Source organism: Streptomyces sp. NPDC030838, assembly GCF_055572035.1.
Genome location: NZ_JBVIED010000001.1, coordinates 1,106,940 through 1,131,997 on the forward strand (window position 1 = coordinate 1,106,940; position 25,058 = coordinate 1,131,997).

Annotated in this window: 23 protein-coding genes; 6 read left to right on the top strand and 17 right to left on the bottom strand. The window is 72.4% G+C overall.

Translation table 11 applies throughout. The annotated features are described in order from the left end of the window. Positions 1 to 5 precede the first annotated feature (5 nt). The 13 genes from ACZ42A_RS04995 to ACZ42A_RS05055 form a co-directional block, all read right to left on the bottom strand. The gene (locus tag ACZ42A_RS04995) at positions 6 to 647 is read right to left on the bottom strand and encodes a phosphorylase family protein (protein ID WP_468525712.1); all 642 of its coding nucleotides are present in this window, start codon (positions 645 to 647) and stop codon (positions 6 to 8) included. After that, entirely contained in the window at positions 647 to 2,662 is a 2,016-nt protein-coding gene (gene shc, locus ACZ42A_RS05000) for a squalene--hopene cyclase (protein ID WP_468525713.1), read from the bottom strand. Before shc ends, ACZ42A_RS04995 begins: the two co-directional genes overlap by 1 nt. 119 nt (positions 2,663 to 2,781) lie before the next feature. Beyond that, positions 2,782 to 3,918, bottom strand: coding sequence for a polyprenyl synthetase family protein (locus ACZ42A_RS05005; RefSeq protein WP_468525714.1), 1,137 nt, complete (start codon positions 3,916 to 3,918; stop codon positions 2,782 to 2,784). After that, positions 3,918 to 5,327 carry a hydroxysqualene dehydroxylase HpnE gene (gene hpnE, locus ACZ42A_RS05010; RefSeq protein ID WP_468525715.1) on the bottom strand — a complete coding sequence of 470 codons (1,410 nt, stop codon included), beginning with the start codon at positions 5,325 to 5,327 and terminating at the stop codon, positions 3,918 to 3,920. The genes ACZ42A_RS05005 and hpnE overlap by 1 nt, the downstream gene beginning before the upstream one ends. Before the next feature lie 664 nt (positions 5,328 to 5,991). After that, the gene (gene hpnD, locus ACZ42A_RS05015; RefSeq protein ID WP_468525716.1) at positions 5,992 to 6,942 is read right to left on the bottom strand and encodes a presqualene diphosphate synthase HpnD; all 951 of its coding nucleotides are present in this window, start codon (positions 6,940 to 6,942) and stop codon (positions 5,992 to 5,994) included. Beyond that, entirely contained in the window at positions 6,939 to 7,871 is a 933-nt protein-coding gene (gene hpnC, locus ACZ42A_RS05020; RefSeq protein WP_468525717.1) for a squalene synthase HpnC, read from the bottom strand. The genes hpnD and hpnC overlap by 4 nt, the downstream gene beginning before the upstream one ends. Positions 7,872 to 8,200: 329 nt before the next feature. Beyond that, positions 8,201 to 8,977 carry an ABC transporter ATP-binding protein gene (locus ACZ42A_RS05025; RefSeq protein ID WP_468525718.1) on the bottom strand — a complete coding sequence of 259 codons (777 nt, stop codon included), beginning with the start codon at positions 8,975 to 8,977 and terminating at the stop codon, positions 8,201 to 8,203. Next, positions 8,970 to 9,899: an ABC transporter permease gene (locus ACZ42A_RS05030; protein ID WP_468525719.1), complete on the bottom strand. Its 930-nt coding sequence runs from the start codon at positions 9,897 to 9,899 to the stop codon at positions 8,970 to 8,972. Before ACZ42A_RS05030 ends, ACZ42A_RS05025 begins: the two co-directional genes overlap by 8 nt. Before the next feature lie 84 nt (positions 9,900 to 9,983). Continuing rightward, the gene (locus ACZ42A_RS05035; RefSeq protein ID WP_468526142.1) at positions 9,984 to 10,856 is read right to left on the bottom strand and encodes a glycosyltransferase family 2 protein; all 873 of its coding nucleotides are present in this window, start codon (positions 10,854 to 10,856) and stop codon (positions 9,984 to 9,986) included. Positions 10,857 to 10,873: 17 nt separating this feature from the next. Beyond that, the gene (locus ACZ42A_RS05040) at positions 10,874 to 11,653 is read right to left on the bottom strand and encodes a CDP-alcohol phosphatidyltransferase family protein (protein WP_468525720.1); all 780 of its coding nucleotides are present in this window, start codon (positions 11,651 to 11,653) and stop codon (positions 10,874 to 10,876) included. Next, positions 11,631 to 12,692 carry an iron-containing alcohol dehydrogenase family protein gene (locus ACZ42A_RS05045; protein WP_468525721.1) on the bottom strand — a complete coding sequence of 354 codons (1,062 nt, stop codon included), beginning with the start codon at positions 12,690 to 12,692 and terminating at the stop codon, positions 11,631 to 11,633. Before ACZ42A_RS05045 ends, ACZ42A_RS05040 begins: the two co-directional genes overlap by 23 nt. Further along, on the bottom strand, positions 12,680 to 13,432 hold the full coding sequence (locus tag ACZ42A_RS05050; RefSeq protein WP_468525722.1) for a phosphocholine cytidylyltransferase family protein: 753 nt from the start codon (positions 13,430 to 13,432) through the stop codon (positions 12,680 to 12,682). The genes ACZ42A_RS05045 and ACZ42A_RS05050 overlap by 13 nt, the downstream gene beginning before the upstream one ends. Continuing rightward, positions 13,429 to 15,252 carry a DUF5941 domain-containing protein gene (locus tag ACZ42A_RS05055; protein ID WP_468525723.1) on the bottom strand — a complete coding sequence of 608 codons (1,824 nt, stop codon included), beginning with the start codon at positions 15,250 to 15,252 and terminating at the stop codon, positions 13,429 to 13,431. The genes ACZ42A_RS05050 and ACZ42A_RS05055 overlap by 4 nt, the downstream gene beginning before the upstream one ends. A 369-nt stretch (positions 15,253 to 15,621) precedes the next feature. On the opposite strand from ACZ42A_RS05055, the gene galE reads away from it, so the two are divergent. The 3 genes from galE (at position 15,622) to idi (ending at position 18,463) form a co-directional block, all read left to right on the top strand. After that, on the top strand, positions 15,622 to 16,593 hold the full coding sequence (galE, locus tag ACZ42A_RS05060) for a UDP-glucose 4-epimerase GalE (protein WP_468525724.1): 972 nt from the start codon (positions 15,622 to 15,624) through the stop codon (positions 16,591 to 16,593). Positions 16,594 to 16,727: 134 nt separating this feature from the next. Then, complete coding sequence (locus ACZ42A_RS05065) at positions 16,728 to 17,666, top strand: cation diffusion facilitator family transporter (RefSeq protein WP_468525725.1); 939 nt, start codon at positions 16,728 to 16,730, stop codon at positions 17,664 to 17,666. 203 nt (positions 17,667 to 17,869) lie between these two features. After that, a complete protein-coding gene (gene idi / locus ACZ42A_RS05070; protein WP_468525726.1) occupies positions 17,870 to 18,463 on the top strand; it encodes an isopentenyl-diphosphate Delta-isomerase in 594 nt (197 codons plus the stop codon). A gap of 12 nt (positions 18,464 to 18,475) precedes the next feature. Here idi and ACZ42A_RS05075 read toward each other — a convergent pair whose 3' ends face one another. Both ACZ42A_RS05075 and ACZ42A_RS05080 read right to left on the bottom strand, forming a co-directional pair. Continuing rightward, positions 18,476 to 18,952: an ATP-binding protein gene (locus ACZ42A_RS05075; protein ID WP_468525727.1), complete on the bottom strand. Its 477-nt coding sequence runs from the start codon at positions 18,950 to 18,952 to the stop codon at positions 18,476 to 18,478. A gap of 174 nt (positions 18,953 to 19,126) precedes the next feature. Beyond that, entirely contained in the window at positions 19,127 to 19,765 is a 639-nt protein-coding gene (locus ACZ42A_RS05080; protein WP_468526143.1) for an HdeD family acid-resistance protein, read from the bottom strand. A 70-nt stretch (positions 19,766 to 19,835) separates the two neighbouring features. Between ACZ42A_RS05080 and ACZ42A_RS05085 the strand changes: the two genes are divergently transcribed. Then, entirely contained in the window at positions 19,836 to 20,585 is a 750-nt protein-coding gene (locus ACZ42A_RS05085; RefSeq protein ID WP_468525728.1) for an enoyl-CoA hydratase/isomerase family protein, read from the top strand. Here the strand turns inward: ACZ42A_RS05085 and ACZ42A_RS05090 are convergent. After that, positions 20,572 to 21,207, bottom strand: coding sequence for a DJ-1/PfpI family protein (locus tag ACZ42A_RS05090; RefSeq protein WP_468525729.1), 636 nt, complete (start codon positions 21,205 to 21,207; stop codon positions 20,572 to 20,574). The genes ACZ42A_RS05085 and ACZ42A_RS05090 overlap by 14 nt on opposite strands. A 39-nt stretch (positions 21,208 to 21,246) precedes the next feature. Then, the gene (locus ACZ42A_RS05095) at positions 21,247 to 22,206 is read right to left on the bottom strand and encodes a GlxA family transcriptional regulator (protein WP_468525730.1); all 960 of its coding nucleotides are present in this window, start codon (positions 22,204 to 22,206) and stop codon (positions 21,247 to 21,249) included. Between the two features lie 136 nt (positions 22,207 to 22,342). On the opposite strand from ACZ42A_RS05095, the gene ACZ42A_RS05100 reads away from it, so the two are divergent. Then, the gene (locus tag ACZ42A_RS05100) at positions 22,343 to 22,480 is read left to right on the top strand and encodes an LPFR motif small protein (protein WP_454335681.1); all 138 of its coding nucleotides are present in this window, start codon (positions 22,343 to 22,345) and stop codon (positions 22,478 to 22,480) included. 99 nt (positions 22,481 to 22,579) lie between these two features. Beyond that, complete coding sequence (locus ACZ42A_RS05105; RefSeq protein WP_468525731.1) at positions 22,580 to 24,970, top strand: Tex family protein; 2,391 nt, start codon at positions 22,580 to 22,582, stop codon at positions 24,968 to 24,970. Positions 24,971 to 25,058: the final 88 nt, after the last annotated feature.

Consider the following 25,058-nt stretch of genomic DNA (forward strand, 5'->3'; position numbering starts at 1 on the left):
CGGGCTCACCTCCTGGGGAGCAGCACATTACGGTGCCATTCAAAGAAAGCGGGAAGGATGGAACGTAGGACGCGGAAAGCCGATATTCCACCGCGCACCGTGCCGATCCGGACGAGTTCATGTTCTGGAGCGTCCACGACCACCCGGACGGCCGCAACCGGGCGCTCGCCCCTGCGCACGGCGCTCAGAAGCGTGGCCGCCGACTCCATGTCGACCGCGATTGCGCCGGTCGCCAGCAGATCGGCGCGTTCCGGGCCGCGGACCACGTGGTCGGAGCCGGTGAGCGGGCCGGTGTGGACGGCGCGGCCGGGTGCCGCGCGCAGCAGCTCCTTGACCAGCAGCTCGGTGCCCACGCACGGGGTGCGGCCGCGCGGGTCACGGGTCTCCTCGGCGACGACCAGGTCGCCGGGGTGCATGCCGGGGGCGAGCCCCGCGCAGAAGCCGGTGGCCAGCACGGCGGCACCGGCGAGCGCCGGGTCGGCCAGCACCCGGCCGACCGAGCGCTCGGCCGCCTTCGGCCCCATGCCGGTCCGCAGCACGGTGACGGGCCCGCCCGAGCCGCTTCGGTCACCCAGGCGCAGGGCCAGGTGTTCGATGCCGAGCGCACAGGCGATCAGCAGCGGGGCCGGGGCGGGCTGCGCGGTCATCAGCTCCCCTTGGCCTCGGCGAGCGGCTTGCCGGGCTGCTTGCCGGAGAACGGCTCGCCGTGCAGATACCGGCCGAGCGCGGTGAGCGGGAAGACCTGCCGGTAGAGGTGGTAGTTGATGGAGAAGTCCCAGGGGAAGCCGGTGCCGGTGAAGTACGGCTCGTCCCAGGAGCCGTCCTCCCGCTGGGTCGCGGCCAGCCAGGCGATGCCGCGCTCGACGGCCTTGGACTCCCGCTCCCCGGCCGCCAGCAGGGCCATCAGCGCCCACGCCGTCTGCGAGGCGGTCGAGGCGCCCCGGCCGCTCCACCCCTTGACGTCCTTGTACGAGCGCAGGTCCTCGCCCCAGCCGCCGTCGTCGTTCTGGACCTGCTCCAGCCAGGCCACCGCGCGGCGGATCGCCGGGTGCGAGGCCGGGAGGCCGGCGGCGGTCAGGGCGGGCACCACCGACCCGGTGCCGTAGATGTAGTTGACGCCCCAGCGTCCGAACCACGAGCCGTCCGGCTCCTGTTCGGCGAGCAGCCAGTCGATGCCGCGCCGGGTGCGCGGGTCGTGCGCCAGGCCCTCGACGGCCAGCATCTCCACGACGTGCGCGGTGACATCGGCCGAGGGCGGGTCGATGACCTCCCCGAAGTCGCAGAACGGCAGCCGGTTGGGGAAGGGGCTGGTGTTGTCGACGTCGAAGGCGCCCCAGGCGCCGTTCCTCGACTGCATGCCCAGGTTCCAGCGCACCCCTCGCCCGATCGCCCGTTCCACCCGTTCCGGCTCGGGGTGCCTGACCCGGCGCAGCGCGAGGACGACCTCGGCGGTGTCGTCGATGTCGGGGTAGTTGTCGTTGTGGAACTCGAACGCCCAGCCGCCCGGCGGGAGTTCCGGTCGGCGTACGGCCCAGTCGCCGCGCCGGACGATCTCCTCGCCCAGCATCCAGTCGGCGGCCTTCACCAGCTGCGGGTGGTCGGCGGGGAGCCCGGCGTCGACCAGGGCGATCGTGGCGAGGCAGGTGTCCCACACCGGGGACTGGCAGGCCTCGATCATCCGGGCGCCGTCCTCGCGCCAGACGGCGAAACGGTCCAGCGAGGCCAGGCCCTCCCGCATCACCGGGTGCTGGAGGTCGTAGCCGAGCAGGTGCAGCGCGATGATCGAGTACACGGCGGGCGGCTGGATGCCGCCCCAGCAGCCGTCGTTCTCCTGCCGTTCGATGATCCAGCGGGCCGCGGCGTTCATGGCGGCCTTGCGCAGCCGCTTGGGCACCACCCCGCGCAGGGCGTGCAGGCCCTTGTCGAGCCGTTGGAAGGCGCCGTCCCAACTGGCCGCCGGGGCGAGCGGTTTCGGCGGGTTGGGGCGGGCCGGGTCGGTGTGCAGCTCGTCCAGCGGGAAGGGCGCGGGGCGGACCGGGCGCTTCGCGGAGACGATGGTCAGCGGGACGATGGTCTGCCGGGCCCAGCACCCGAAGTCGTAGATGTTGAGCGGCACCCACGACGGGAACCAGATGAGCTCCGGCGGCAGTTCGGGCAGGTCCTCCCACTTCCACCAGCCGAACAGGGCCAGCCAGATCCGGGTGAAGACCCGGGCGGCGGCGATCCCGCCCTGCGCGCGGATCCACGCGGAGGCCTTCGCCATGTGCGGCGCGTCCGGGGCGTCCCCGGCCAGCCGCAGGGCGACGTACGCTTCGATGGTGGTGGAGAGTTCTCCGGGGCCGCCGTAGAAGGTGGCCCAGGTGCCGTCCTCGCGCTGTTCGCCTCTGATGAAGAGGGCGGCGGCCTGGGTGGTCCTCTCGTCGCGGATGCCCAGGAACTGGCGGAGCAGCAGGTCCTCGGCGTCCATGGTGACGTTGGTCTCCAGGTCGCCCTTCCACCAGCCCTCCGCGTCCTGCCGGGAGAGCAGGAAGTCGGTGGCGCGCAAGGTGGCACGGACGGCGGCTTCGTGGGCCCCGGCCGCCGCGGGGGTGGTGTCGGTTTCGCTGGCCGCGGCAGCGCGGGGCGGCAGGGCCCCGGTGCTTCCGTCGGTCGTCGCTGTCATGGCTTCCCCTTCGTGCAGTCCTGCTGGTGGGCTGTCTGCTGTGGGTCCGCCGTCGGCCGGTGCGCGTCCTGCTCGCACACCGGCCGGCGACTACGCGAGGGCTATTCGACCGATAGTGATCATCTCTTTCGTACGACGACGAAGTCGGCGAGCGCCGTGAACTGCGCCCGCACCCGGTCCGGCATGTCCACGGCGTCGAGGGCTTCGACGGCGATGGCGTGCTGACGGCGCGCCTCCTCGGCGGTCCACTCGCGGCCGCCCGCCTCCTCGATGAGCGCGGCGCGGGCGGCGAACTCCTCCTCGGAGAAGGTCGCGAAGTCGCTGCTCTTGGCGTCGGCGGCGAGCATCTCGCCGAGCCGCTCGGAGGCGCTGCCGCCCGCGGCGAGCGCGGCCACCACCGGCAGCGACTTCTTGCGCTGGCGCAGATCGCTCCAGGTCTGCTTGCCGGTGGCCTCCGGGTCGCCCCAGATGCCGAGCAGATCGTCCACGGCCTGGAAGGCGAGGCCGAGGTGGTAGCCGTACTTCTCCAGGGTGTCGGCGGTACGGTCGTCCGCGCCGCCGAGCACCGCGCCGATGGAGCAGGCGCAGGCGAGCAGGGCGCCGGTCTTGTTGCCCTCCATCTCCAGGCACTCCTCGACGGTCACCCGGTCGCGGTGCTCGTACGAGATGTCCTGGGCCTGTCCGTCGATGAGGGCGCGGGAGGCGGTGGTGAGCCGGCGGGTGGCGCGGCCGGCGTCGACGGTGCCCAGCTCCAGGAGCACCTCGTTGGCGAGGGCGAAGAGGGCGTCGCCGACCAGGATGGCCTGGGCGGGACCGTGCACCTTCCAGACGGTGTCGCGGTGGCGGCGCTGTTCGTCGCCGTCCATCAGGTCGTCGTGCAGCAGCGAGAAGTTGTGGACCAGTTCGACGGCGACGGCGCCGGGGATGCCGACCTCGGGGGCGGCGCCGGTGACCTCGGCGGACAGCACGGCGAGCGCGGGGCGCACGGCCTTGCCGCCGTCGCCGGAGGTGGGGTTGCCCTGGGCGTCGATCCAGCCGAAGTGGTAGGCGGCGACCGTGTCCATGGGAGGCGCCAGGCGGTCGATGGCCGCCCGCAGTACCGGTGTGGCCAGGGTCCGGCCACGCTCCAGGAGCGCGGTCACGTCCACCGCGGTCTCTCGAGCGGCCTTCGAGGCCGGGGGCACAGTGGGCACAGTCTCTCCTCTTGTTGCGGTACCGGGGGTGCGGGGACCTGCCGCGCCGTGCTGCCGATGCATCAGGCCGCCTCCTCGACGTCGAAGAGATGGCGGGGGCGGGGCCGGCCCAGGGCGCGCAGCGCGGCGTCCGCCGCGCTGATGCCGCTGCGGACCGCACTCTCCATGGTCGCGGGCCACCCGGTGGCGGTCCACGCTCCGGCCAGGTACAGGCCGGGTGCCTTGGTGCGGGCGCCGGGCCGCAGTCGCCCGACGCCGGGGGTGGGAGCGAAGGTCGCGGTGCGCTCCCGGGTCACGAAGAAGTCCTTCACCTCGGCGCCCCGGGTGCGGGGCAGCAGCCGCTCCAGCTCGGGCAGATACCGCTCGCGCAGCGCGGCGACGGGCTCGTCGATCTCGTCGTGCGCGGCCGACTGGGACAGGGCGAGGTACTGGCCGTCGCGCAGCCCGGAGGCCTCGGTGCGGTCGAAGACCCACTGGACGGGGGTGCCGAGCGCGGTGAGGAACGGGGTGTTCAGCACCTTGCGGTCGTAGACGACATGGACGTTGAGAATCGGCGCGGTGCCGATCGCGAGCAGCTGCTCGGGGGCGTCGAGGGCGCCGTCCGGCAGCAGGTCGTGCGTCTCGCGCTGCGGTACGGCGAGCACGATCGCGTCCGTCTCGATGGTCTCGCCGGGAACCTGAACGCTCCAACGCCCGTTGTCGTACTGGGAGATGGAGGTGACGCGTGTACGGAGTCCGGTGCGGACGCCCGCGGAGTCGAGCGCCCTGCGGGCCAGCCGGTCGTGCAGTTCGCCCAGCGGGACGCGTGCCCAGCCGATGTCGGCCGCGCCCGGGTCGGACAGCAGACCGGTCTTGAACACCATCGCGGCGAGTCCCAGGGAGATGTCGTCCGCGACCGCGTTGAGGGTGGCGACCCCGACCAGGTCCCACAGGGCCTCGACGGCACGCGCCGACTGACCGTGCGCGGTCAGCCAGCTGCCGAAGTCCTGGGTGTCCAGGGTCGGATCGGCGAGGTCGAGCCCCTTGAGCGCGAGCGCGGCCCGGCCGACCTTGGCGCGCTCGGCGAGCGAGAGATGCGGATACGTCGCGAGGCTGCGTCCCAGGTGCAGCGGGACGGGCAGGGCGTCGCGCCGCAGCCTGCCGAGCCGCCGGCCCTCGGGCTTGGCGAGATCGAGAACGGGCACGTCGAGACGATCCTGCAGGGGTGCCAGCGCCGCGCCGTCGATCCGGTCCAGGAACCAGCGGTAGGCGGTGCAGCAGCGCAGGTAGACGTGCTGTCCGTTGTCGACGGTCAGCTCGCCGCGCTGGAAGGAGAAGGCGAGGCCGCCGAGCCGGGGCCGGCCTTCGAGCAGGGTGACGCGGACGCCCGCGTCGGCGAGTGCGAGCGCGGCGGTGATCCCGGCGAGCCCGCCGCCGACCACCACGGCACTCCGGCCGTGCGTCACGTGTCCGCTCCTCGTGCCGTCGGTCATCGTGCACCCTCCCCCGCGCTGCGCTGTCGGAACCGGCCGGGGCGACCCGCTGCCGTCAGGGACGCGCCCTCCCGACGGAGGGTTGCGTGCCGGTTCCCTCCAGGGGTGCCGCCGGGGAGACAACCGGGGTTGCCGTCGGCGGCGCGACCGGCCCTGCGGCCGACGACGGCACGAACGGCGCCACCGCGTCCGCCACCGGTGCGGTCGCCGAGGTCCCCGCCGGTGTCACCGCTGCGCATGCCGCCGAAGAGGCCGACGTCTGCGGGGAGGCCATCAGCGGCGGCGCCGGGCCTGCCACCGGCGACAGCACGGACGGCGCCACCACGCCGACCTCCGGTGCGGTCGCCGGCGTCACCGCTGCGCATGCCGCCGAGGGGGCCGGCCTCCGCAGGGGTGCCGTCGGTGGCGGGTGCGACGGCGTCCGTAGAGGTGCCGTCGGTGGCACGTGCGACGGTGCGTGTGGGGGCGGCTTCGGCGACGTGACGTTCGTCGCGGACCACACCGGCGCGCTCACCGCCGACACCACGGACACGCCCCCCACCGGCAACACAGACGCGCCCCTCACCGACGGCGTGGGCGCGCCGGCCGGTCGCGGTGCCGACGTGCTCCCCGTCGGCGCCGTCCGGCTCCGGCCCAGTGGCCGCGCTCGGGCCCAGGTTCCGCATCAGGCGCGCCTCCTGACGGTGCGTCGGCCGGCGTGGCGGGTGTCGAGGCCGGAGAGGCCGCGGACGGCGACGTAGGCCTTTTCGCGGCCGGGGAGGGAGACGCGGCCGCGGAGGACGGCCTCGGGGTCGCGTTCGATGCGGTCGAGGAGGCGGCGGTAGATGCCGGCCATGGCGGCGACACAGGCGCCGCTGCGCCGGTCGAGCATGGGGAGCAGCTGGTAGCCCTCGGCGAACAGGGCGCGGGCCCGCCGTACCTCGAAGTGGACGAGGCCCGCGAAGTCGGAGCCCTGCGGCGGGGTCGGCCCGGCGAAGCCGGCGGAGCAGCCGAACTTGGCGAGGTCGTCGGCGGGCAGGTAGGTACGCCCGCCCTCGGCGTCCTCGCGGACGTCCCGCAGGATGTTGGTGAGCTGGAGGGCCAGGCCCAGTGTGTCGGCGTACTCGGGGGCGCGCTCGGCGCCGCGCGCGCCGGGTTCGGTGCCGAACACGCCGAGGGAGAGCCGGCCGATCGCGCCGGCCACGCAACGGCAGTACTGCTTGAGGTCGTCCCAGGTCTCGTAGGTCTCGCCGCGCACGTCCATCAGCACGCCGTCGATCAGCTCGTCCAGGCCGCCGAGCGGGATCGGGAAGGTGCGGGCGGCATGCGCGAGGGCGACGCCGACCGGGTCGGTGTCATCCTCGTCGATCTTCTCCTCGCGGATCCGGGTGAGCAGGGCCCGGGTCTCCTCGAGTCTGGCCGTCTTCACCTCGTCGGTGAGCGCACCGTCCCCGATGTCGTCGACGCGCCGGGAGAACGCGTACAGCGCCGACATCGCGCGACGCTTGGGCGCCGGCAGCAGCCGGATGCCGTAGGCGAAGTTACGGGCCTGCTGTCCGGTGACGGCCTCGCAGTAGCGGTAGGCGGCGAGTACCGGTGCGGACACGTGTGGTTCCGACTCCACGGTCCGGATCACCCCTCTCCTCGCAGAGTCACGCCCACCTGGCGCAGCAACCGGAGCTTGCCGGGCTTGGGCGGGCCGGGAAGTACGTCGTAGTCGGCGGCGGCGATCGCGTCGACGGCCGCCCTTCCCCCCGCCACGAACCCCGCGAGCAGCAGCCTGAGCCTGCCGTGCACGCTACCCACGAGGGGGGCGCCTTCATTCAGCAGATCGCGGGCGCGTTGCGCTTCGTATGCGACCAGCGCGCGCACCGATGCGCCCGCCGAAGGGGTGACGAGATCCGCCTCCTGGACGTGAAAGCGCTTCATGTCCGCGGCGGGCAGATAGATCCGGTCGCGGCCGAGGTCCTCGGCGACGTCCTGGAGGTGTTCGACGATCTGGAGGGCCGTGCAGATCGCGTCGGAGCGGCGGATCCGCTCTGGGGTGGCGGTGCCGGTGACGGCGAGGACCAGACGGCCGACGGGGTTGGCGGACAGCTCGCAGTAGGCGAGCAGGTCGTCGTAGGTCTCGTACCGGCTGACCAGCTGGTCCTGGCGGTTCGCGGCGATCAGCCCGAGGAACGGCTCGGGGGTGAGTGAGCAGCGCCGGACGGTCGCCTGGAGCCGGCGCAGCAGGGGATGGCGGGGCTCGCCGTCGAAGACGCGGCGGAGATCGGCCTCGAAGGCGTCGAGCAGGACCAGCCGGTCCTCGGCCCGGTCCGGGGAGACGCCCAGCAGGCGGGCGTCGGCGCCGCCGGGGGCGAGGTCGCCGTCGCCGATGTCGTCGACCAGGCGGGCGAAGCCGTAGACGGCCATCAGGTCGGCGCGCCAGGCCCTGGGCAGGAAGAACGGGGCCACGGGAAAGTTCTCGGCCGCTGCCTTGTCGAGGGTGGAGCGCTCCGGGTCGTACCGGTACGCCGCGCGGGTTCCCGTCACCGTGTGCTGCCTCGGGCGGGGACGGCACATGCTTCGGGGAGCCGGGGAGTTTCCGTAGCCATTGCCGTCACATCTCCCGTTCTACACTGCCGACCCAATACACACTATTTCGGACACGCCGCCCGGCGATCGCGCGGCCGCCCCGGGGGAGGGTGTCGCGCGTTATCGCCCTACTTGCCGCGATTCGGCACCGGTACAGCTTACGTTGTACAACGCAGGGGGGTCCGCGGGGGTGTCCCGCGCATCACTACAACACAACGATCAGCCTCAAGATTCCTACAGGCGCCCAGAGTTGACATTTACTTTGCAGACGCCGGGCCCCGCCGGAGCAGTTCCGGCGGGGCCCTGGGCGTATCGGGTCACTTGCCCGTGAACTTCTCGTACTCCTTCAGAACCTCGTCGGTCGGGCCGTCCATGCGCAGCTCCCCGCGCTCCAGCCACAGCACACGGTTGCAGGTGTCGCGGATCGACTTGTTGTTGTGACTGACCAGAAACACGGTGCCAGCCTCCTTGCGCAGCTCCCGGATGCGCTCCTCGGAGCGCTTCTGGAACTTGCGGTCGCCGGTGGCCAGTGCCTCGTCGATCATGAGGACGTCGTGGTCCTTGGCGGCGGCGATGGAGAACCGCAGCCGGGCGGCCATGCCGGAGGAGTAGGTGCGCATCGGCAGGGTGATGAAGTCGCCCTTCTCGTTGATGCCGGAGAAGTCGACGATGTCCTGGTAGCGGACCTTGATCTCCTCGCGGGACATGCCCATGGCGAGCCCGCCCAATATGACGTTGCGCTCGCCGGTCAGGTCGTTCATCAGCGCCGCGTTGACGCCGAGCAGCGAGGGCTGGCCGTCGGTGTAGACCCTGCCCTTCTCGGCCGGGAGCAGACCGGCGATGGCGCGCAGCAGGGTGGACTTGCCGGAGCCGTTGGAGCCGATCAGGCCGATGGCCTCGCCGCGGTAGGCGACGAAGGAGACCCCGCGCACCGCGTGCACCTTGCGCACACCCCGTGCCGCGTCGTCGGAGCCGCGCCTGAGGATCCGGCTGAGCGCGGCGGTGGCGCTGCCCTTGCCGGTCTTGGCGCCGTTGACGCGGTAGACGATGTGCAGGTCGTCGGCGATGACGGTGGGAATGCGTGCCTCAGCCACGGCCGTACCTCTCCTCCGCCTTCCAGAAGTACACGAAGCCGCCCACGGCGACGAGCAGCGCCCAGCCCAGGGCGACCGCCCAGACGTGCGGGGGCAGGTTCTCGGAGCCGTAGCCGTCGATCAGCGCGAAGCGCATCAGGTCCATGTAGATGGCGGCGGGGTTCCACTGGAGCACGTCGGCGATCCAGGCCGGCTTGTCCTGGAGCATGATCGGGATGGAGAACATCACCCCGGAGGCGTACATCCAGGTCCGCATGACGAACGGCATCAGCTGGGCCAGGTCCGGGGTCTTCGCGCCCATCCGCGCCACGATCATGGCGAGCCCGGTGTTGAACAGGAACTGCAGGACCAGCACCGGCAGGATCAGCACCCAGGACAGGTCCGGGTAGCTGCCGAAGGCCACGGCCACCGCGAAGAGCACGATCATCGAGAACAGCAGCTGCTGGAGCTGCTGGAGCGCGAACGAGATCGGCAGCGAGGCGCGCGGGAAGTGCAGGGCGCGCACCAGGCCGAGGTTGCCGGAGATCGCGCGGACGCCGGCCATCACCGAGGACTGGGTGAAGGTGAAGACGAAGACGCCGGTGACCAGGAACGGGATGTACACGTCCTTGGACATGCCGCGGCCCGCGTTCAGGATCAGCCCGAAGATCAGGTAGTAGACGAGCGCGTTGAGCAGCGGGGTGGCGACCTGCCACAGCTGGCCGAGCTTCGCCTGGCTGTACTGGGCGGTCAGCTTGGCCTGGGAGAAGGCGACGATGAAGTGACGCCGTCCCCAGAGCCGGCGGACGTACTCGACGAGCGAGGGCCGGGCGCCGCTCACGGACAGGCCGTACTTCGCGGCGAGCTCGGCCGCCGTCAGATGCGCGTCGGGCGACGGAGGCTCGGTCACGGCGACTCCGCCGTCGTGCGTTGTCTCACTCACTACGGGAAACTTTCGTCTTCGAGAAATGCGCAGCCGGTGCGGCTTGGCGGGGCCGGTGGCCCGGGCCCCGCGGGGACGAGCTTGTCAGATCACCGGAGGCCGGCCGAGCCGGGTCAGCCGCCACACCGTACGCCACTTCATGGGTCGGCGGGGACCGCACGGCGTCGTCCAGCCTTCCCGGAATCCGCCGAACCACGCCTTGAGCGCGGGCCGCGAGGGGCGGCGCGCCAGGGTGAGCAGCAGCCAGACGCCCAGATACGCCGGGACGAGCAGGGCGGGCAGGTTGCGGCGGGCGAGCCAGACCCGGTTGCGGGCGACCATCCGGTGATAGACCGCGTGCCGGGAGGGTGCGGTCGTCGGGTGGTACAGCACCATGTCGGACCGGTAGTCGATCATCCAGCCGGCGTCGAGGGCCCGCCAGGCCAGGTCGGTCTCCTCGTGCGCGTAGAAGAACTCATCCGGCAGTCCGCCGACCTCGGCGAACACCGTCGTGCGGACGGCGTTGGCGCCGCCGAGGAAGGTGGTGACCCGCGAGGAGCGCATCGGGTCCGAGGCGCGCAGCCGGGGCACGTGCCGACGCTGGGTGACGCCGGTCTCGGGGTCGGCGATGCGGAAGCTGATGATGCCGAGCCGGTCGTCGGCGGCGAAGGCCTGGCGGCACAGCTCGGCGGTGTCGGTGCGGGCGAGCAGCCCGTCGTCGTCGAGGAAGAGCAGGATGTCGACGTCGCGGCCGCCGGGCCCGAAGGCCTCGATGCCGACGTTGCGGCCGCCGGGGATGCCCAGGTTCTCGGGCAGCTCGATGGTGCGCACGCCCTCGGGGACCTCCGGGACGGGCGAGCCGTTGCCGACCACCACGACCTCGACCGGGTCGCCGTCCTGCTTGGCGACCGACTCCAGCAGGGCGCGCAGCTCCTCGGGTCGGTTGCCCATGGTGATGACGACCGCGCCGACCTTCAGGGGCGTCTCCATGGCACTCACCGCAGCCTGCTCGACGCGAGGATGGACACGAGGTGCAGCACGGTCTGGAGCAGCGCGATCCCGGCGAGGACGGCGGTGCCGAGCCGGGTGAAGAACAGGTCGCCGTGCACCTGGTCGGCGATGGCGAGGACCAGGATCAGCAGGGACGCCTCGATGCCGAGGATCAGCCGGTGGAACTTGAGCGCGGCGGCGGCCCGGCGGGCCAGGGCCATGCCGGAGGAGCGCGGCTCGGCCGCGGACTCCTGCACCGGGGGCTTGCCGGCCTGGTGCCGGGCGACGCCGACCAGGTCCGTCTCGGCCTTGATCAGGATGGCGCCGAGCGCGGCCAGGGTGCCGAGGAAGGCCCACAGCCAGTCGACACGGCCCTCGCCCCACAGGTCGGCGGCGCGCAGACCGAGGCCGACCAGGACGGCCGCGTCGGTCAGGTAGGCGCCGACGCGGTCGAGGTAGACCCCGCCGAGCGAGTACTGCTTCTTCCAGCGGGCGATCTCACCGTCGACGCAGTCCAGCAGCAGATACAGCTGGACCATGATCACGCCGAGTACGGCCCCCGCGATCCCCGGCACCAGCAGGGCCGGGGCCGCGAGGACGCCGCAGACGGTCATCAGGTACGTGAGCTGGTTGGGCGTGACCCTGGTGTTCACCAGATAGCGGTCGACCCGCAGGGACACCTCACGCATATAGAGGCGTCCCATCCAGTGCTCACCGCTGCGCCGGTCCTTCACCCCCGGAGGGTGGACGACCGGGCGGAGTTCAGCTACCGATGGCCTTGACATAGTCGGCGTAGATGTCCTTGATCTGGTGGGTTTTCAGGTCGAGGTGTTCGAGGATCGTGTAGCGGCCGGGCCGGGTCTCCGGGGCGAACTCCACGACCCTGACGAACTCGTCACGGGTGAAGCCGATCTCCTCCGGCAGCACCGGCAGTCCGTGCCGACGCAGCACCTCGGCCATGTACGCCGACTCCTCGTGGGCTCCGCGCAGATACATCGCGAAGGCCGCGCCCAGCCCGCACTGCTCGCCATGGGCCGCGGCCCGCTTGGGGAACAGCAGGTCGAAGGCGTGGTTGATCTCGTGGCAGGCCCCGGAGGACGGGCGGGAGTCGCCCGACACCGACATGGCGATACCGCTGAGCACCAGCGCCTCGGCGAGCACCTGGAGGAAATCGTTGTCCCCGATGCCGCCGGGGTGCCGCAGCACGGCTTCACCGGCCTGGCGGGCCATGGCCGCGGCGAGGCCGTCGATCTTCTCGCCCTTGACCCGGTTCGCCAGCTCCCAGTCCGCGATCGCGGAGACGTTGGAGACGGCGTCGCCGATGCCGGCCCGGACGTAGCGGACCGGGGCCTCGCGGATGACGTCCAGGTCGATGACGACGGCGATCGGGTTGGGCACGCCGTACGAGCCGCGCCCCGCGTCGTTGTCGAGGGTGGCGACCGGCGAGCACAGGCCGTCGTGCGCGAGGTTGGTCGGCACGGCGACCAGGGGCAGACCGACCCGGGCCGCGGCGAACTTGGCGCAGTCGATGATCTTGCCGCCGCCGAGGCCGACGACCGCGTCGTAGTGGCCGGCCTTTATGTCGCTCGCCAGCCGCACCGCGTCGTCGAGGGTGCCGCCGCCGACCTCGTACCAGCTGGCGCCGGGCAATTGCGGGGCGACCCGCTCGCGCAGCTTCGCGCCGGAGCCACCGCTGACGGCGACGGCGAGCCGGCCGGAGTGCGAGATGCGCTCGTCGGCGAGGACGCAGGCCAGGTCGTCGAGGGCGCCCGGGCGGATGTCGACGACGAGCGGCGAGGGGATGAGCCTGGTCAGTACCGGCACGCGATCTCCCGTCCCCGGGCGAGATCGTCGTGGTTGTCGATCTCGACCCACTCGACGTCGCCGATCGGCGCCGCGTCGATGTGGAAGCCGACGTTGATGAGCTGCTGGTAGCCGTGCTCGTAGAACTGCTGCGGGTCGGTCTCCCACACGGTCCTGAGCGCGTCGGCCAGCTCGGGGGCGGCTTCGCCCTCGATGAGGGTGACACCGATGTACTCGCCGGTGGCCTCGGCCGGGTCCATCAGCTTGGTGATCCGCTGGACGCCCAGGTCGGGGTCCACGACGACCTTCATCTCCTCGTCCGCGAGGTGCTTCACGGTGTCGACGGCGAGGATGATCTGCTTGCTGCCGCCGCGCGCGGCGAGCAGGGTCTTCTCGACGGAGACCGGGTGGACGGTGTCGCCGTTGGCGAGGATCACGCCGTCCTTGAGGGCGTCACGGCCGCACCACAGGGAGTAGGCGTTGTTCCACTCCTCGGCCTTGTCGTTGTCGATCAGGGTGAGCTTCAGGCCGTACTTCTTCTCCAGCGCTTCCTTGCGCGCGTACACGGCCTCCTTGCGGTAGCCGACGATGATCGCGGCCTCGGTCAGGCCGACCTCGGCGAAGTTGCCGAGGGTGAGGTCGAGAACCGTCGGTTCGCCCTCTATGCCCGCGGGCCCCACCGGCACCAGCGCCTTGGGCAGGCTGTCGGTGTAGGGGCGCAGACGCCGTCCGGCGCCGGCCGCCAGCACGAGGCCGATCATGCGGGTTCTCCTTCGTCGTGTACGGCGGGCGCGCCTCCCAGGTGGGAGGCCACCCAGAAGCGGATGCTCTCGACGAGCACCAGCAGGGCGACGGCCACGGCGAGGGCCGTGAGCGCGACCTTGAACTGCGCGGCGGTCAGCAGCACGGCCAGCACGGCGACCACCAGCGTCCGGCCCTCGTGCCCCCCGATCGTCCGGACCAGCCAGAGCGGGGGCGCGCCCGCGTTGCCGCGGATCCGGTAGACCGTGTCGTAGTGATGGTAGGCGACGGCCGCTACCAGGCCGAAAGCCGCCGGAAGGGCTCCGTTCACCCCCGCTTTGGCCGCGAGCGCGAGGACGGTGCCGTACTCGGCCGCGCGGAAGAAGGGCGGCACGAGCCAGTCGAGGGCGCCCTTGAGGGGGCGGGCGACGGCGAGGCCCGAGGTCAGGGCGTAGCCGAAGGCGGCGACGACCGGCCAGGGGCTGCCGAAGTCGGTGAGAACGGCGGTGGCGACCACCGCGAGCCCGCCGAGCAGGGCGATCGCCGGGACGGCGAAGCCGGGCAGGCGGCGGGCGGGGTTCTTGAACGCCTCCGCGAAGCCCTGGGCGAGCGGGCCGGAGTCGGCGAGGTCGGCGAGCGCGGTCGCCGCGCGGTCGGTCCGCCGCGCCTTCCGGGTCAGGGAGCGCAGCACGCGGCCCGCGGTGGTGTAGGTGGCGGCGAAGGCGCAGCCGATCAGCAGGGCGTAGAAGGTGATGCGCGGGGTGGTGGCCGCGGTGAGGATCGCGATCATCGCCCAGCGCTCGCCGATCGGCAGCACGATCATGCGGCGCACCCAGACCGTCCAGCCGACGCTGTCGAGCTTGTCGGAGAGGGCGGCGGTGGGGCTGGTGTTGGCGGTGGCGTCGTGGTTGGCCTCGTTGAAGGAGAAGTCGACCACGTGCCGGCAGGTCTGCAGGACCATCGCGCCCAGCGCCAGCGCCCATACGTCGTCACTGCCGCCGCCCCGCGCGGCTCCCAGCGCGAGGCCGGCGTAGTAGGCGTATTCCTTGGCCCGGTCGAAGGTGGCGTCGAGCCAGGCGCCGAGGGTGGAGTACTGGAGCGAGTAGCGGGCGAGCTGGCCGTCGGTGCAGTCCAGCACGAAGGAGGCGATCAGCAGGATCCCGGCCGCGACGAAGCCGCCGCGGGTGCCGGTGGCCGCGCAGGCCGCCGCGATCAGCGCGGTGAGCAGGGACGCCGTGGTGACCTGGTTCGGGGTGAGGCCCCGGCGGGCGCACCAGCGGGCGAGGTAGCGGGAGTACGGGCTGATGCAGAAGGTGGTGAAGAAGCCGTCACGGGCCTTCACGGCCGACTTCAGCCGGACCGCCTCGTCGTCGACGGCGGCCACGGCCTGGCGGGCCTCGTTGCGGGCCTGCGGGTCGGCGGGGACGGTGGCGACCAGGCTGCCCAGTTCGGGTCGGTGCACCTCGGCGCCGTCGGCGTCGAGGGCGGTGACCACGCGGTCGGCGAGGCTGTCCACGGCGACCGCGGTGCCGCCGCCGGTGGAGTTCTCGCGGGCCATCGCCCGGGTCAGGGCCTGGCGGCCGGCCGGCTGCGCGGTGACGGCGCCGGGGACGGCGGCCAGCGGGAAGCGGGGGTCGGTCAGGCCGAGGCGCAGGGCGTGCAGATGGCCGACGAACCGGGCGTCGACGACCGCGACGCGCTGGTCACCGGGGATCTGGGCGAGCAGCGTCTCGGCGTCGGCGGCGTCGGCGGCGGTGCGCACCTCGAAGCCGAGGGACCGCAGATCGCCCTCGATCGACGATCCGGGGACCGGCTGGCCGGTGAGGATGGCGGTCGACAACCGAACTCACTCCCTGCGTGCCGGCGCGGGTGGCGCCGGGCCTGAACATGGTGGGGGCGCGCCCCTTGGCTGCACCCTCGGCTGCACCAGGCGGCGGCATGTCGGCAGAGGCTATCGGATGATCGGAGACCCGTGTTCACCGCCCGTTCACGGCCCGGACGCCCCATGCTGCGAGCCGCTTCGCCCTGATCATCATGAGGGCTCGGCGGGCCGGGGCACAAAATCGCGCGCCCAGAACGGACATTCATGACATACGACAGTGAGGTGTGCGGACGGCGGTGAGGGCGCGGTTCCGGAGCGTGGCGGAGCGCGGCGGCGGCAGCGGCCGGACTCGGCCCGCGGCGGGCGCCGGGATTAGGGTGGGCCACCATGACGTGGCTGATCACCGGCGGTGCCGGATACATCGGGGCCCATGTGGCACGGGCGATGACCGAGGCCGGCGAGCGGGTCGTCGCGCTGGACGACCTCTCCGCGGGCGTGCCCGCGCGGCTGCCGGCGGAGATTCCGCTGGTGCGGGGCTCGTCGATGGACGGCGAGCTGCTGAAGCGGGTCCTCGGCGAGCACGAGGTGACCGGTGTGGTGCATCTCGCCGCGCGCAAGCAGGTCGGCGAGTCGGTGGCCGAGCCGACGCGGTACTACCAGGAGAACGTGGGCGGGCTGGCGACGCTGCTCGACGCGGTCGCCGGGGCCGGCATCCGGCGGTTCCTGTTCTCCTCCTCGGCCGCCGTCTACGGCAACCCGGATGTGGACCTCATCACGGAGGACACCCCGTGCGCGCCGGTGAACCCCTACGGCGAGACCAAGCTGGCCGGTGAGTGGCTGGTGCGCGCCGCGGGGCAGGCGCACGGCATCGCGACCGTCTGTCTGCGGTACTTCAACGTGGCCGGCGCGGCCGCCCCGGAGCTGGCCGACACCGGGGTCTTCAACGTCGTACCGATGGTCTTCGACCGGCTCACCCGGGACGAGGCCCCGCGGATCTTCGGCGACGACTATCCGACCCCGGACGGCACCTGTGTGCGCGACTACATCCATGTCGCCGATCTCGCCGAGGCGCATCTGGCGGCGGCCCGCCGGCTGTCCGCCGGGGACGCGACGGGTGATCTGACCGTGAACATCGGCCGTGGCGAGGGCGTCTCGGTGCGGGAGCTGGTCGCGCTGATCGGCGAGGTGACCGGCGACTCCCGGCCGGCGGTCGTCGAGCCGCGTCGCCCCGGGGACGCGCCGCGGGCCGTCGCCTCCGCCGAGCGGGCCGCCGCGGAGCTGGGCTGGACCGCCCGGCGCGGGGTGCGCGAGATGGTCGAGTCGGCGTGGCGGGGGTGGCTGCTGCACCGCGGCGGCTGAGGACCGCAAGGCTCTGACCTGGGCTTCGTTTCCGCAGGTCAGAGCATATGACAACGGTGTTCAGTGCCGCGTTGCCGGATACCCCCCACCCGTAGTTCACTGTGAGCCGGACCGATCACAGGAGGGCGGTTTTCATGGGGGCTGGGCACGACCACGGACACGCGCACGCGGCACCGGTGACCGGTACGGCCGCGGCGGCGTACCGCGGCCAGCTGCGGATCGCGCTGTCGATCACGCTCACCGTGATGGTGGTGGAGATCGTCGGCGGGGTGCTCGCGGACTCGCTCGCGCTGATCGCCGACGCGGCCCACATGGCGACGGACGCGCTGGGCCTGGGCATGGCCCTGCTCGCCATCCACTTCGCCAACCTCCCGGCGACCGCGAACCGCACCTTCGGCTACGCCCGCGCGGAGATACTCGCCGCGCTCGCCAACTGTCTGCTGCTGCTCGGCGTCGGCGGGTACGTGCTGTACGAGGCGATCCAGCGGTTCATCACGCCGGCCGGCACCGAGGGCGGCCTGACCATTGTGTTCGGTGGGATCGGTCTGGTCGCGAACATGATCTCGCTCACGCTGCTGATGCGCGGACAGCAGGAGAGCCTGAACGTGCGCGGCGCCTTCCTGGAGGTGGCGGCGGACGCGCTCGGCTCGCTGGCGGTGCTGATCTCGGCGGTGGTGATCCTCACCACCGGCTGGCAGGCCGCCGACCCGATCGCCTCGCTGGTCATCGGGCTGATGATCGTGCCGCGCACCGTCAAGCTGCTGCGCGAGACGCTGGACGTGCTGCTGGAGTCGGCCCCGAAGGGCGTCGACATGGCGGAGGTCCGCGCCCACATACTGGCGCTGGACGGCGTGGAGGACGTGCACGATCTGCACGCCTGGACGATCACCTCGGGCATGCCGGTGCTGTCCGCGCACGTCGTCGTCCGCTCCGACGTCCTGAGCGCGATCGGCCACGAGAAGATGCTGCACGAGCTGCAGGGCTGCCTCGGCGACCACTTCGACGTGGAGCACTGCACATTCCAGCTGGAGCCTAGCGGCCACGCGGAGCATGAGGCCCGGCTCTGCCACTGAGGCAGCCTCGGCACCGACCCGGGTGACGCACGCCGACACGGACGGTTCTCGGCCCGTCACACAGGGCACGATCAGCTACCGGGCCCCTTTTCCGGTGGCGTCCCTGGTGGGACATGCGGGACATGCGGGTCGTGCCGGGAAGTACCGGGAGCGCCTGATACGTACGGCAGACTGGGGCGCGAGGAACGAGGCGAAGGATGGGTATGCCGATCACACCTGCCACCGCGACGCACAGCACGTCGGACGGCACCGCGGACGCGATCTTGCTGGAACTGGTCGACGAGAACGGCGTCACGATCGGCACCGCGGAGAAGCTGGCGGCCCATCAGCCGCCCGGGCAGCTGCACCGGGCGTTCTCGGTCTTCCTCTTCGACGAGCGGGGCCGGCTGCTGCTCCAGCAGCGGGCGCTGGGGAAGTACCACTCCCCCGGTGTGTGGTCGAACACCTGCTGCGGCCATCCGTACCCGGGCGAGGCCCCGTTCGCGGCCGCGGCCCGGCGTACGCACGAGGAGCTGGGCGTCTCCCCGTCGCTGCTCGCCGAGGCGGGCACGGTCCGCTACAACCACCCGGATCCGGCCTCGGGTCTGGTGGAGCAGGAGTACAACCACCTCTTCGTGGGCCTGGTGCAGTCGCCGCTCGCGCCGGACCCGGAGGAGGTCGGCGCCACCGCCTTCGTGACCCCGGCCGAGCTGGCGGAGCGGCATGCCAAGGACCCGTTCTCGGCGTGGTTCATGACGGTCCTGGACGCCGCCCGCCCGGCGATCAGGGAGCTGACCGGCCCGTCGGCGGGCTGGTAGGAGCCCCGGCGGTCACACCGGACGCGCGGGAGCGAGCGGCAGGGCGGCCCAGATCACCTTGCCGCCGCTCGCCGTGTGCTCGACGTCGCACACGCCGCCCGCCTCCCGGGTGATCTCCCGCACCAGGAGCAGTCCGCGACCGCCGGTCTGCGCGTGGTCGGCCTCCAGGGCCGTCGGGCGGTAGGGGTGGTTGTCCTCGACCGAGACCCGCACCCACTCGGCGCCCACGGCGATCTCCACGGCGAGCATCGGCGACAGCAGCGCCGCGTGCCGGACGGCGTTCGTGACCAGCTCCGAGACGATCAGCAGCAGCCCCTGGGCCACGTCGTCGGAGACCGGTACGCCCTGACGCAGCAGTAGATCCCGAACGGCGTGCCGGGCCTGCGGGACCGAGGCGTCGACGGCGGGAGCGGTGAACCTCCAGACGCCCTCGTACGGCAGCGGGTCGGGCGTCTTCTCCTCAAGGGGTGCCTCTGCGCCGCCTGCCATCGTCCGGTCGCCACCCTCGCGCTCGATTGTCACCACATGTCGAATGGTGACAACGAGCCCGCCGGTGCCGAAGAGCTGAACACAAGTCAGCAACTATCGAGCGTTTTTGACCGATGGCGTATGACACGGTCAGTTGTGGGACTGCTCCTGTCCCGCCCCTGCCGACTTTGCGAACTATTCGGGTTGTACGGGTTTGTCGGCACCCTCCGGCCGGTCGGAGACGGCCTCGGAGACCAGCCCGACGATCCGGCGCCCGCCGAACCCGGTGGCGATCAGACCGAGGCCGTCGAAGAGCAGCGCCAGGGAGAAGAAGCAGCCGACGACGTACTGGCTGCTGCTCGGCCAGGACCCCAGCACGAGGATGCCGAGCAGCAGGTCGAAGGCGCCCAGCAACAGCGTCCAGCCGAACTGCGGGCCGCGCACCACCAGGCTGCCGACCAGCCGGAAGAGACCGCCGGTGAGGAAGAGCAGCGCGGCGAACATGGTGAGCGCGGCGGCGGCCTCGTCGGGCCGGAGGATGACGACCACGCCCGCGGCGAGGTTCAGCGCCGCGACGATCACGCCGAGCCAGAAGAAGTTGCCGCCGCGCGCCTGGATCGCGTGCAGCACGCCCACCACGCCGCCGATGAGCAGCAGCCAGCCGAACAGCAGCATGGAGGTGAGGGTGGCCACGCCGGTGTAGACGAGCCCGACGAGTCCCGCGAGGACCAGGATCACGCCGAGCGCGGTGAGCCGGCCGAAGCCGCGGTGGAGCCGGGCGGCCTCGCCCGTCGGCTTGGCGGTGCCGCCGGCGCCCTTCGTCCGTCCCCGCATCAGGGCCTCCTCGTCGTCGGCGGCCCCCTCGTCGATCGTACGTACGCCCAGGGCGGCTAGCATCCCGCGCATGGAGCCCCAGCTGCTGCACCACGTCGCCGACTCGGTCGCCACCGTCGTCATCCACCACCCGGCCAAGCGCAACGCCATGACGGCCGCGATGTGGGAGGCGCTGCCGCCGCTGCTGGACGCCCTGGCCGCCGATCCCGAGGTCCGCGCGCTGGTGCTCACCGGTGAGGGCGGCACCTTCTGCGCGGGCGCCGACATCTCCACCCTCCAGGGGTCGCCGGAGCGCGCGCAGGCGCTGGCCGTGGCCGCCGAGGAGGCGCTCGCCGCGTTCCCGAAGCCGACGCTCGCGGCGATCCGCGGGCACTGTGTGGGCGGCGGCTCGCAGCTCGCGGCGGCCTGCGATCTGCGGTTCGCGGAGCAGGGCGCGCTGTTCGGGGTGACGCCGGCGAAGCTCGGCATCGTCTACCCGGCGTCCTCCACCCGGCGGCTGGTGTCGCTGGTGGGCCCCGCCACCGCCAAGTACCTCCTCTTCTCGGGCGAGTTGATCGAGGCGGAGCGGGCGCTGCGGACGGGCCTGGTGGACGAGGTGCTGCCGGAGGGCGAACTCGGCAAGCGGGTCGCCGAGTTCACCCGGATCCTCGCCGCGCGCTCGCAGCTGACGCAGGCGGCGGCCAAGGAGTTCGCGAACGGCCGGACCGACCGCGACGACCACTGGGCCGCGCGGGCGCGGGAGAGCGGTGACACCGCGGAGGGCGTCGCCGCGTTCCTGGAACGCCGCCCGCCGCGCTTCACCTGGACTACGTCAGGATGAACCGGCTCTTGGCGCGGAACTCCTCGACGAGGTGCGCGGGGGCCTTCTGCGGCGACCCGGCGTCGTAGGGCGGCTGCGGGTCGTACTCGGTGAGCAGCTGGACGGCCTGGGCGTGTTCGTCGCCCGCGATCCGGCCCAGCAGGGCGAGGCCCATGTCGATGCCGGAGGAGACACCGGCCGCGGTGACGTACTTGCCGTCGAAGACGACCCGCTCGCCGGTGGGCTCGGCGCCGAAGCCCGTGAGGAAGTCCAGGGCCAGCCAGTGGGAGGTGGCCCGGCGGCCCTTGAGCAGCCCTGCGGCGGCGAGCAGCAGGGAGCCGGTGCACACCGAGGTCGTCCAGGTGCTGGTGGCGTCGGCGGCCCGCAGCCAGTCCAGCAGGGCCGCGTTCTCCATCTGCGAGGTCTGCCCGGGGCCGCCGGGGACGACCACGATGTCGGGGTCCGGCACCTCGGCGAGGGTCTTGTCGGCGGTGAGGGCGAGGGTCCCGGTGTCGGTGCGGACGGGCCCGGACCGCTCGGCCACGAACACCAGCTCGGCGCCGGGGAGGCGGCCGAGGGTCTCGTACGGTCCGACGGCGTCCAGGGCGGTGAAACGGTCGTAGAGGACGATGGCGATCTGCATCGGGGTCCCTTCGGTGGTGGTGGGGGAAGAGGTGCGGCGTCAGGGGGCGAGGGCCGGGCGGAACCGTCTGCGGTACTCCGCCGGGGAGGCGCCCAGCGTGCGGACGAAGGCGCGGCGCATCGCCTCGGGCGTGCCGTAGCCGCTGGCACGGGAGATCTCCTCGATGCCGTCCGGGGAGTCCTCCAGGAGGCGGCGGGCGTGTTCCAGGCGGACCCGGTCCACGTAGCGGCCGGGGGTCGTGCCGGTCTCGGCGCGGAAGGCGCGGGCGAAGTGGCGCGGGGAGAGCCGGGCGCGCTCGGCCAGCGCCTCCACGCTCAGATCGGCGTCGGGGTGCTCGGTGATCCACTGCTGGACGTCCCGCAGCGGCTCGCGCCGGGCGGTCTGCGCGGCGAGCTGTGCGCTGAACTGGGCCTGGTTGCCCGGCCGGCGCAGGAACACCACCAGGTGGCGGGCGACGGTGAGGGCGGCGTCCCGGCCCAGGTCCTCCTCGACCAGGGCGAGAGCGAGGTCGATGCCGGAGGTGACCCCGGCGGAGGTGGCGACGTTGCCGTCGCGGACGTAGATCGGCTCGGGGTCCACCTCGACGGCCGGGTGGTCGCGGGCGAGTCTGTCGCAGTACGCCCAGTGCGTGGTGGCGCGGCGCCCGTCCAGCAGCCCCGCGGCGGCGAGCAGTACCGCGCCCGTGCAGACCGACACCAGCCGCTCGGCGCGCGGCCCGTGCCGGCGCAGCCAGTCGATCAGCCGCGGGTCCGGGTCCCGGGTGCCCTGTCCGCCGGGGACCAGCAGGGTGTGCGGGTCGTCGGTGTCCGCGAGGGAACGGTCCGGTACGAGGGTGAGGCCGCTGGAGGTGCGGACGGGGCCGCCGTCCAGGGAGGCCGTGCGGATGTCGTACGTCCCCGGGGTGCCCTGCTCGGCGCCCGTGAAGACCTCCACGGGGCCGGTGACATCGAGGCTCTGCACCTCGTCGAAGACGACGACGAGCACGGTTCGCTGCGGCATGCGTCGATTCTTCGGGGGTGCGGCGATGGCCGCAATGACGAGGAACCCACCTTTCCTGCCATGTGTGCCGGAGCCCTGGCGAGGTACCCGAGGGCTGCTCGAATGGCCGACATCAAGGGTGACGGAGGAGATTGACGTGTTCCGTGCGATCGCGGACGTACTGCGGCAGATCGGTGGTGCCATCGCCACGGTCGTGACGCTTCCCTTCCGGGCGCTGGCCCGGCTCTTCGGCGGAGCCTCCGCCTCCGGGCGACGCGGTGCCCGCCGGGCATGACGGGCTTGCCGCGCCCATGACCCGCCCTGATCCCCGGTTGTCGGTGCCACCTGCCACAATTGCCGCGCAACCCGAAGTGGAGAAGGCGGTACGGCAATCGTGACGACACCCGGGTCCCTCGGAGCAGGGTCCATCGAAGGCAGGATCGCCGAGGAGCTCGGCGTACGGGAGCGGCAGGTCAAGGCCGCCGTGGAGCTGCTCGACGGCGGTTCGACGGTGCCCTTCATCGCTCGCTACCGCAAGGAAGCGACCGAGATGCTCGACGACGCGCAGCTGCGCACGATCGAGGAGCGGCTGCGCTATCTGCGGGAGCTGGAGGAGCGGCGGGCCGCCATCCTGGAGTCGGTGCGCGAGCAGGGCAAGCTCACCGAGGAGCTGGAGGCCCGGATCCGGGGCGCGGAGACCAAGGCGCGCCTGGAGGACATCTATCTGCCGTTCAAGCCCAAGCGGCGCACCAAGGCGCAGATCGCCCGCGAGGCCGGTCTGGAGCCGCTGGCCGACGGGCTGCTCGGCGATCCCACGGTCGAACCACTGGCGGCCGCGGCCGCGTTCGTGGACGCCGACAAGGGCGTCGCCGATCCGCAGGCCGCGCTGGACGGCGCGCGGGCGATCCTCACCGAGCGGTTCTCGGAGGACGCCGACCTGATCGGCGAGCTGCGCGAGCGCATGTGGGTGCGCGGGCGGCTCGCCGCCAAGGTGCGGGAGGGCAAGGAGGAGGCGGGCGCGAAGTTCTCCGACTACTTCGACTTCGCGGAGCCCTTCACCGAGCTGCCCTCGCACCGGATCCTGGCGATGCTGCGCGGCGAGAAGGAGGAGGTCCTCGACCTCGTCCTGGAGCCGGAGGAGCCCACCGACGGCCCGTCGTCGTACGAGGGGATCGTCGCGCACCGCTTCGGCATCGCCGACCGGGGCCGTCCCGCCGACAAGTGGCTGACCGACACGGTCCGCTGGGCCTGGCGCACCCGCATCCTCGTCCACCTCGGCATCGACCTGCGGCTGCGGCTGCGCACGGCCGCCGAGGACGAGGCCGTCAGGGTGTTCGCGGCGAACCTGCGGGACCTGCTGCTGGCCGCCCCGGCGGGCACGCGCGCCACGCTGGGCCTGGACCCCGGCTTCCGTACGGGCGTGAAGGTGGCCGTGGTGGACGCGACCGGCAAGGTCGTCGCCACGGACGTCATCCATCCGCACGTCCCGGCCAACAAGTGGGACGAGGCGATCGCCAAACTGGCCCGGCTGGCGAAGGAGCACGCGGTCGAGCTGATCGCCATCGGCAACGGCACCGCGTCCCGCGAGACCGACAAGCTCGCCGGTGAACTGATCGCCAGGCACCCGGAGTTGAAGCTCACCAAGGTGATGGTGTCCGAGGCGGGCGCCTCCGTGTACTCGGCGTCGGCGTTCGCCTCGCAGGAGCTGCCCGACATGGACGTGTCGCTGCGCGGCGCGGTGTCGATCGCCCGCCGGCTCCAGGACCCGCTGGCCGAGCTGGTGAAGATCGACCCGAAGTCGATCGGCGTCGGCCAGTACCAGCACGACCTGTCCGAGGTGAAGCTGTCCCGCTCGCTGGACGCGGTGGTCGAGGACTGTGTGAACGGCGTCGGCGTGGACGTGAACACCGCCTCCGCGCCGCTGCTGGCCCGGGTCTCCGGCATCTCCTCCGGGCTGGCGGAGAACATCGTGGCGCACCGCGACGCCAACGGCCCCTTCACCTCCCGCGCGCAGCTGAAGAAGGTGCCCCGGCTGGGCCCGAAGGCGTACGAGCAGTGCGCGGGCTTCCTGCGGATCCGCGGCGGCGACGACCCGCTGGACGCGTCCAGCGTGCACCCGGAGGCGTATCCGGTGGTGCGGCGCATGGTGAAGACCACCGGCCAGGAGGTGGCCGCGCTGATCGGCAACACCGGCGTGCTGCGCTCGCTGCGGCCGCAGGACTTCGTGGACGAGACGTTCGGTCTGCCCACCGTCACCGACATCCTCAAGGAGCTGGAGAAGCCGGGCCGTGACCCGCGGCCCGCGTTCAAGACGGCCTCCTTCAAGGAGGGCGTGGAGAAGATCTCCGACCTGGAGGCGGGGATGGTCCTGGAGGGTGTCGTGACGAACGTGGCCGCGTTCGGGGCGTTCGTCGACGTCGGCGTCCACCAGGACGGCCTGGTGCATGTGTCCGCGATGTCGAGGACGTTCGTCAAGGACCCGCGCGATGTGGTCAAGCCGGGTGACATCGTCAAGGTGAAGGTGCTCGACGTCGACATCCCGCGCAAGCGGATCTCGCTGACGCTGCGCCTGGACGACGAGGCGGCCCCGCAGGGCGGGCAGCCGTCCGGCGAGCGCCGTCAGCAGCGCGGCGGCCGCCCGCCGCAGCAGCGGCAGGGCGGTCGCGGGGGCGGCGGCGGGGGCGGTGGCCGTCAGGCCCAGGCCCCGGCCCCGGCCAACAGCGCGATGGCGGACGCGCTGCGGCGCGCGGGCCTGCTCGACCCGAAGCAGGGCGGCAGGCGCTGAGACACGCGGGCCCGGGGGGGGGGGGGGGGGTGGGGGGGGGGGGGGGGTGGTGGGGGTGGGGGGGGTGGGGTGGAGCCCACAAAGGGAG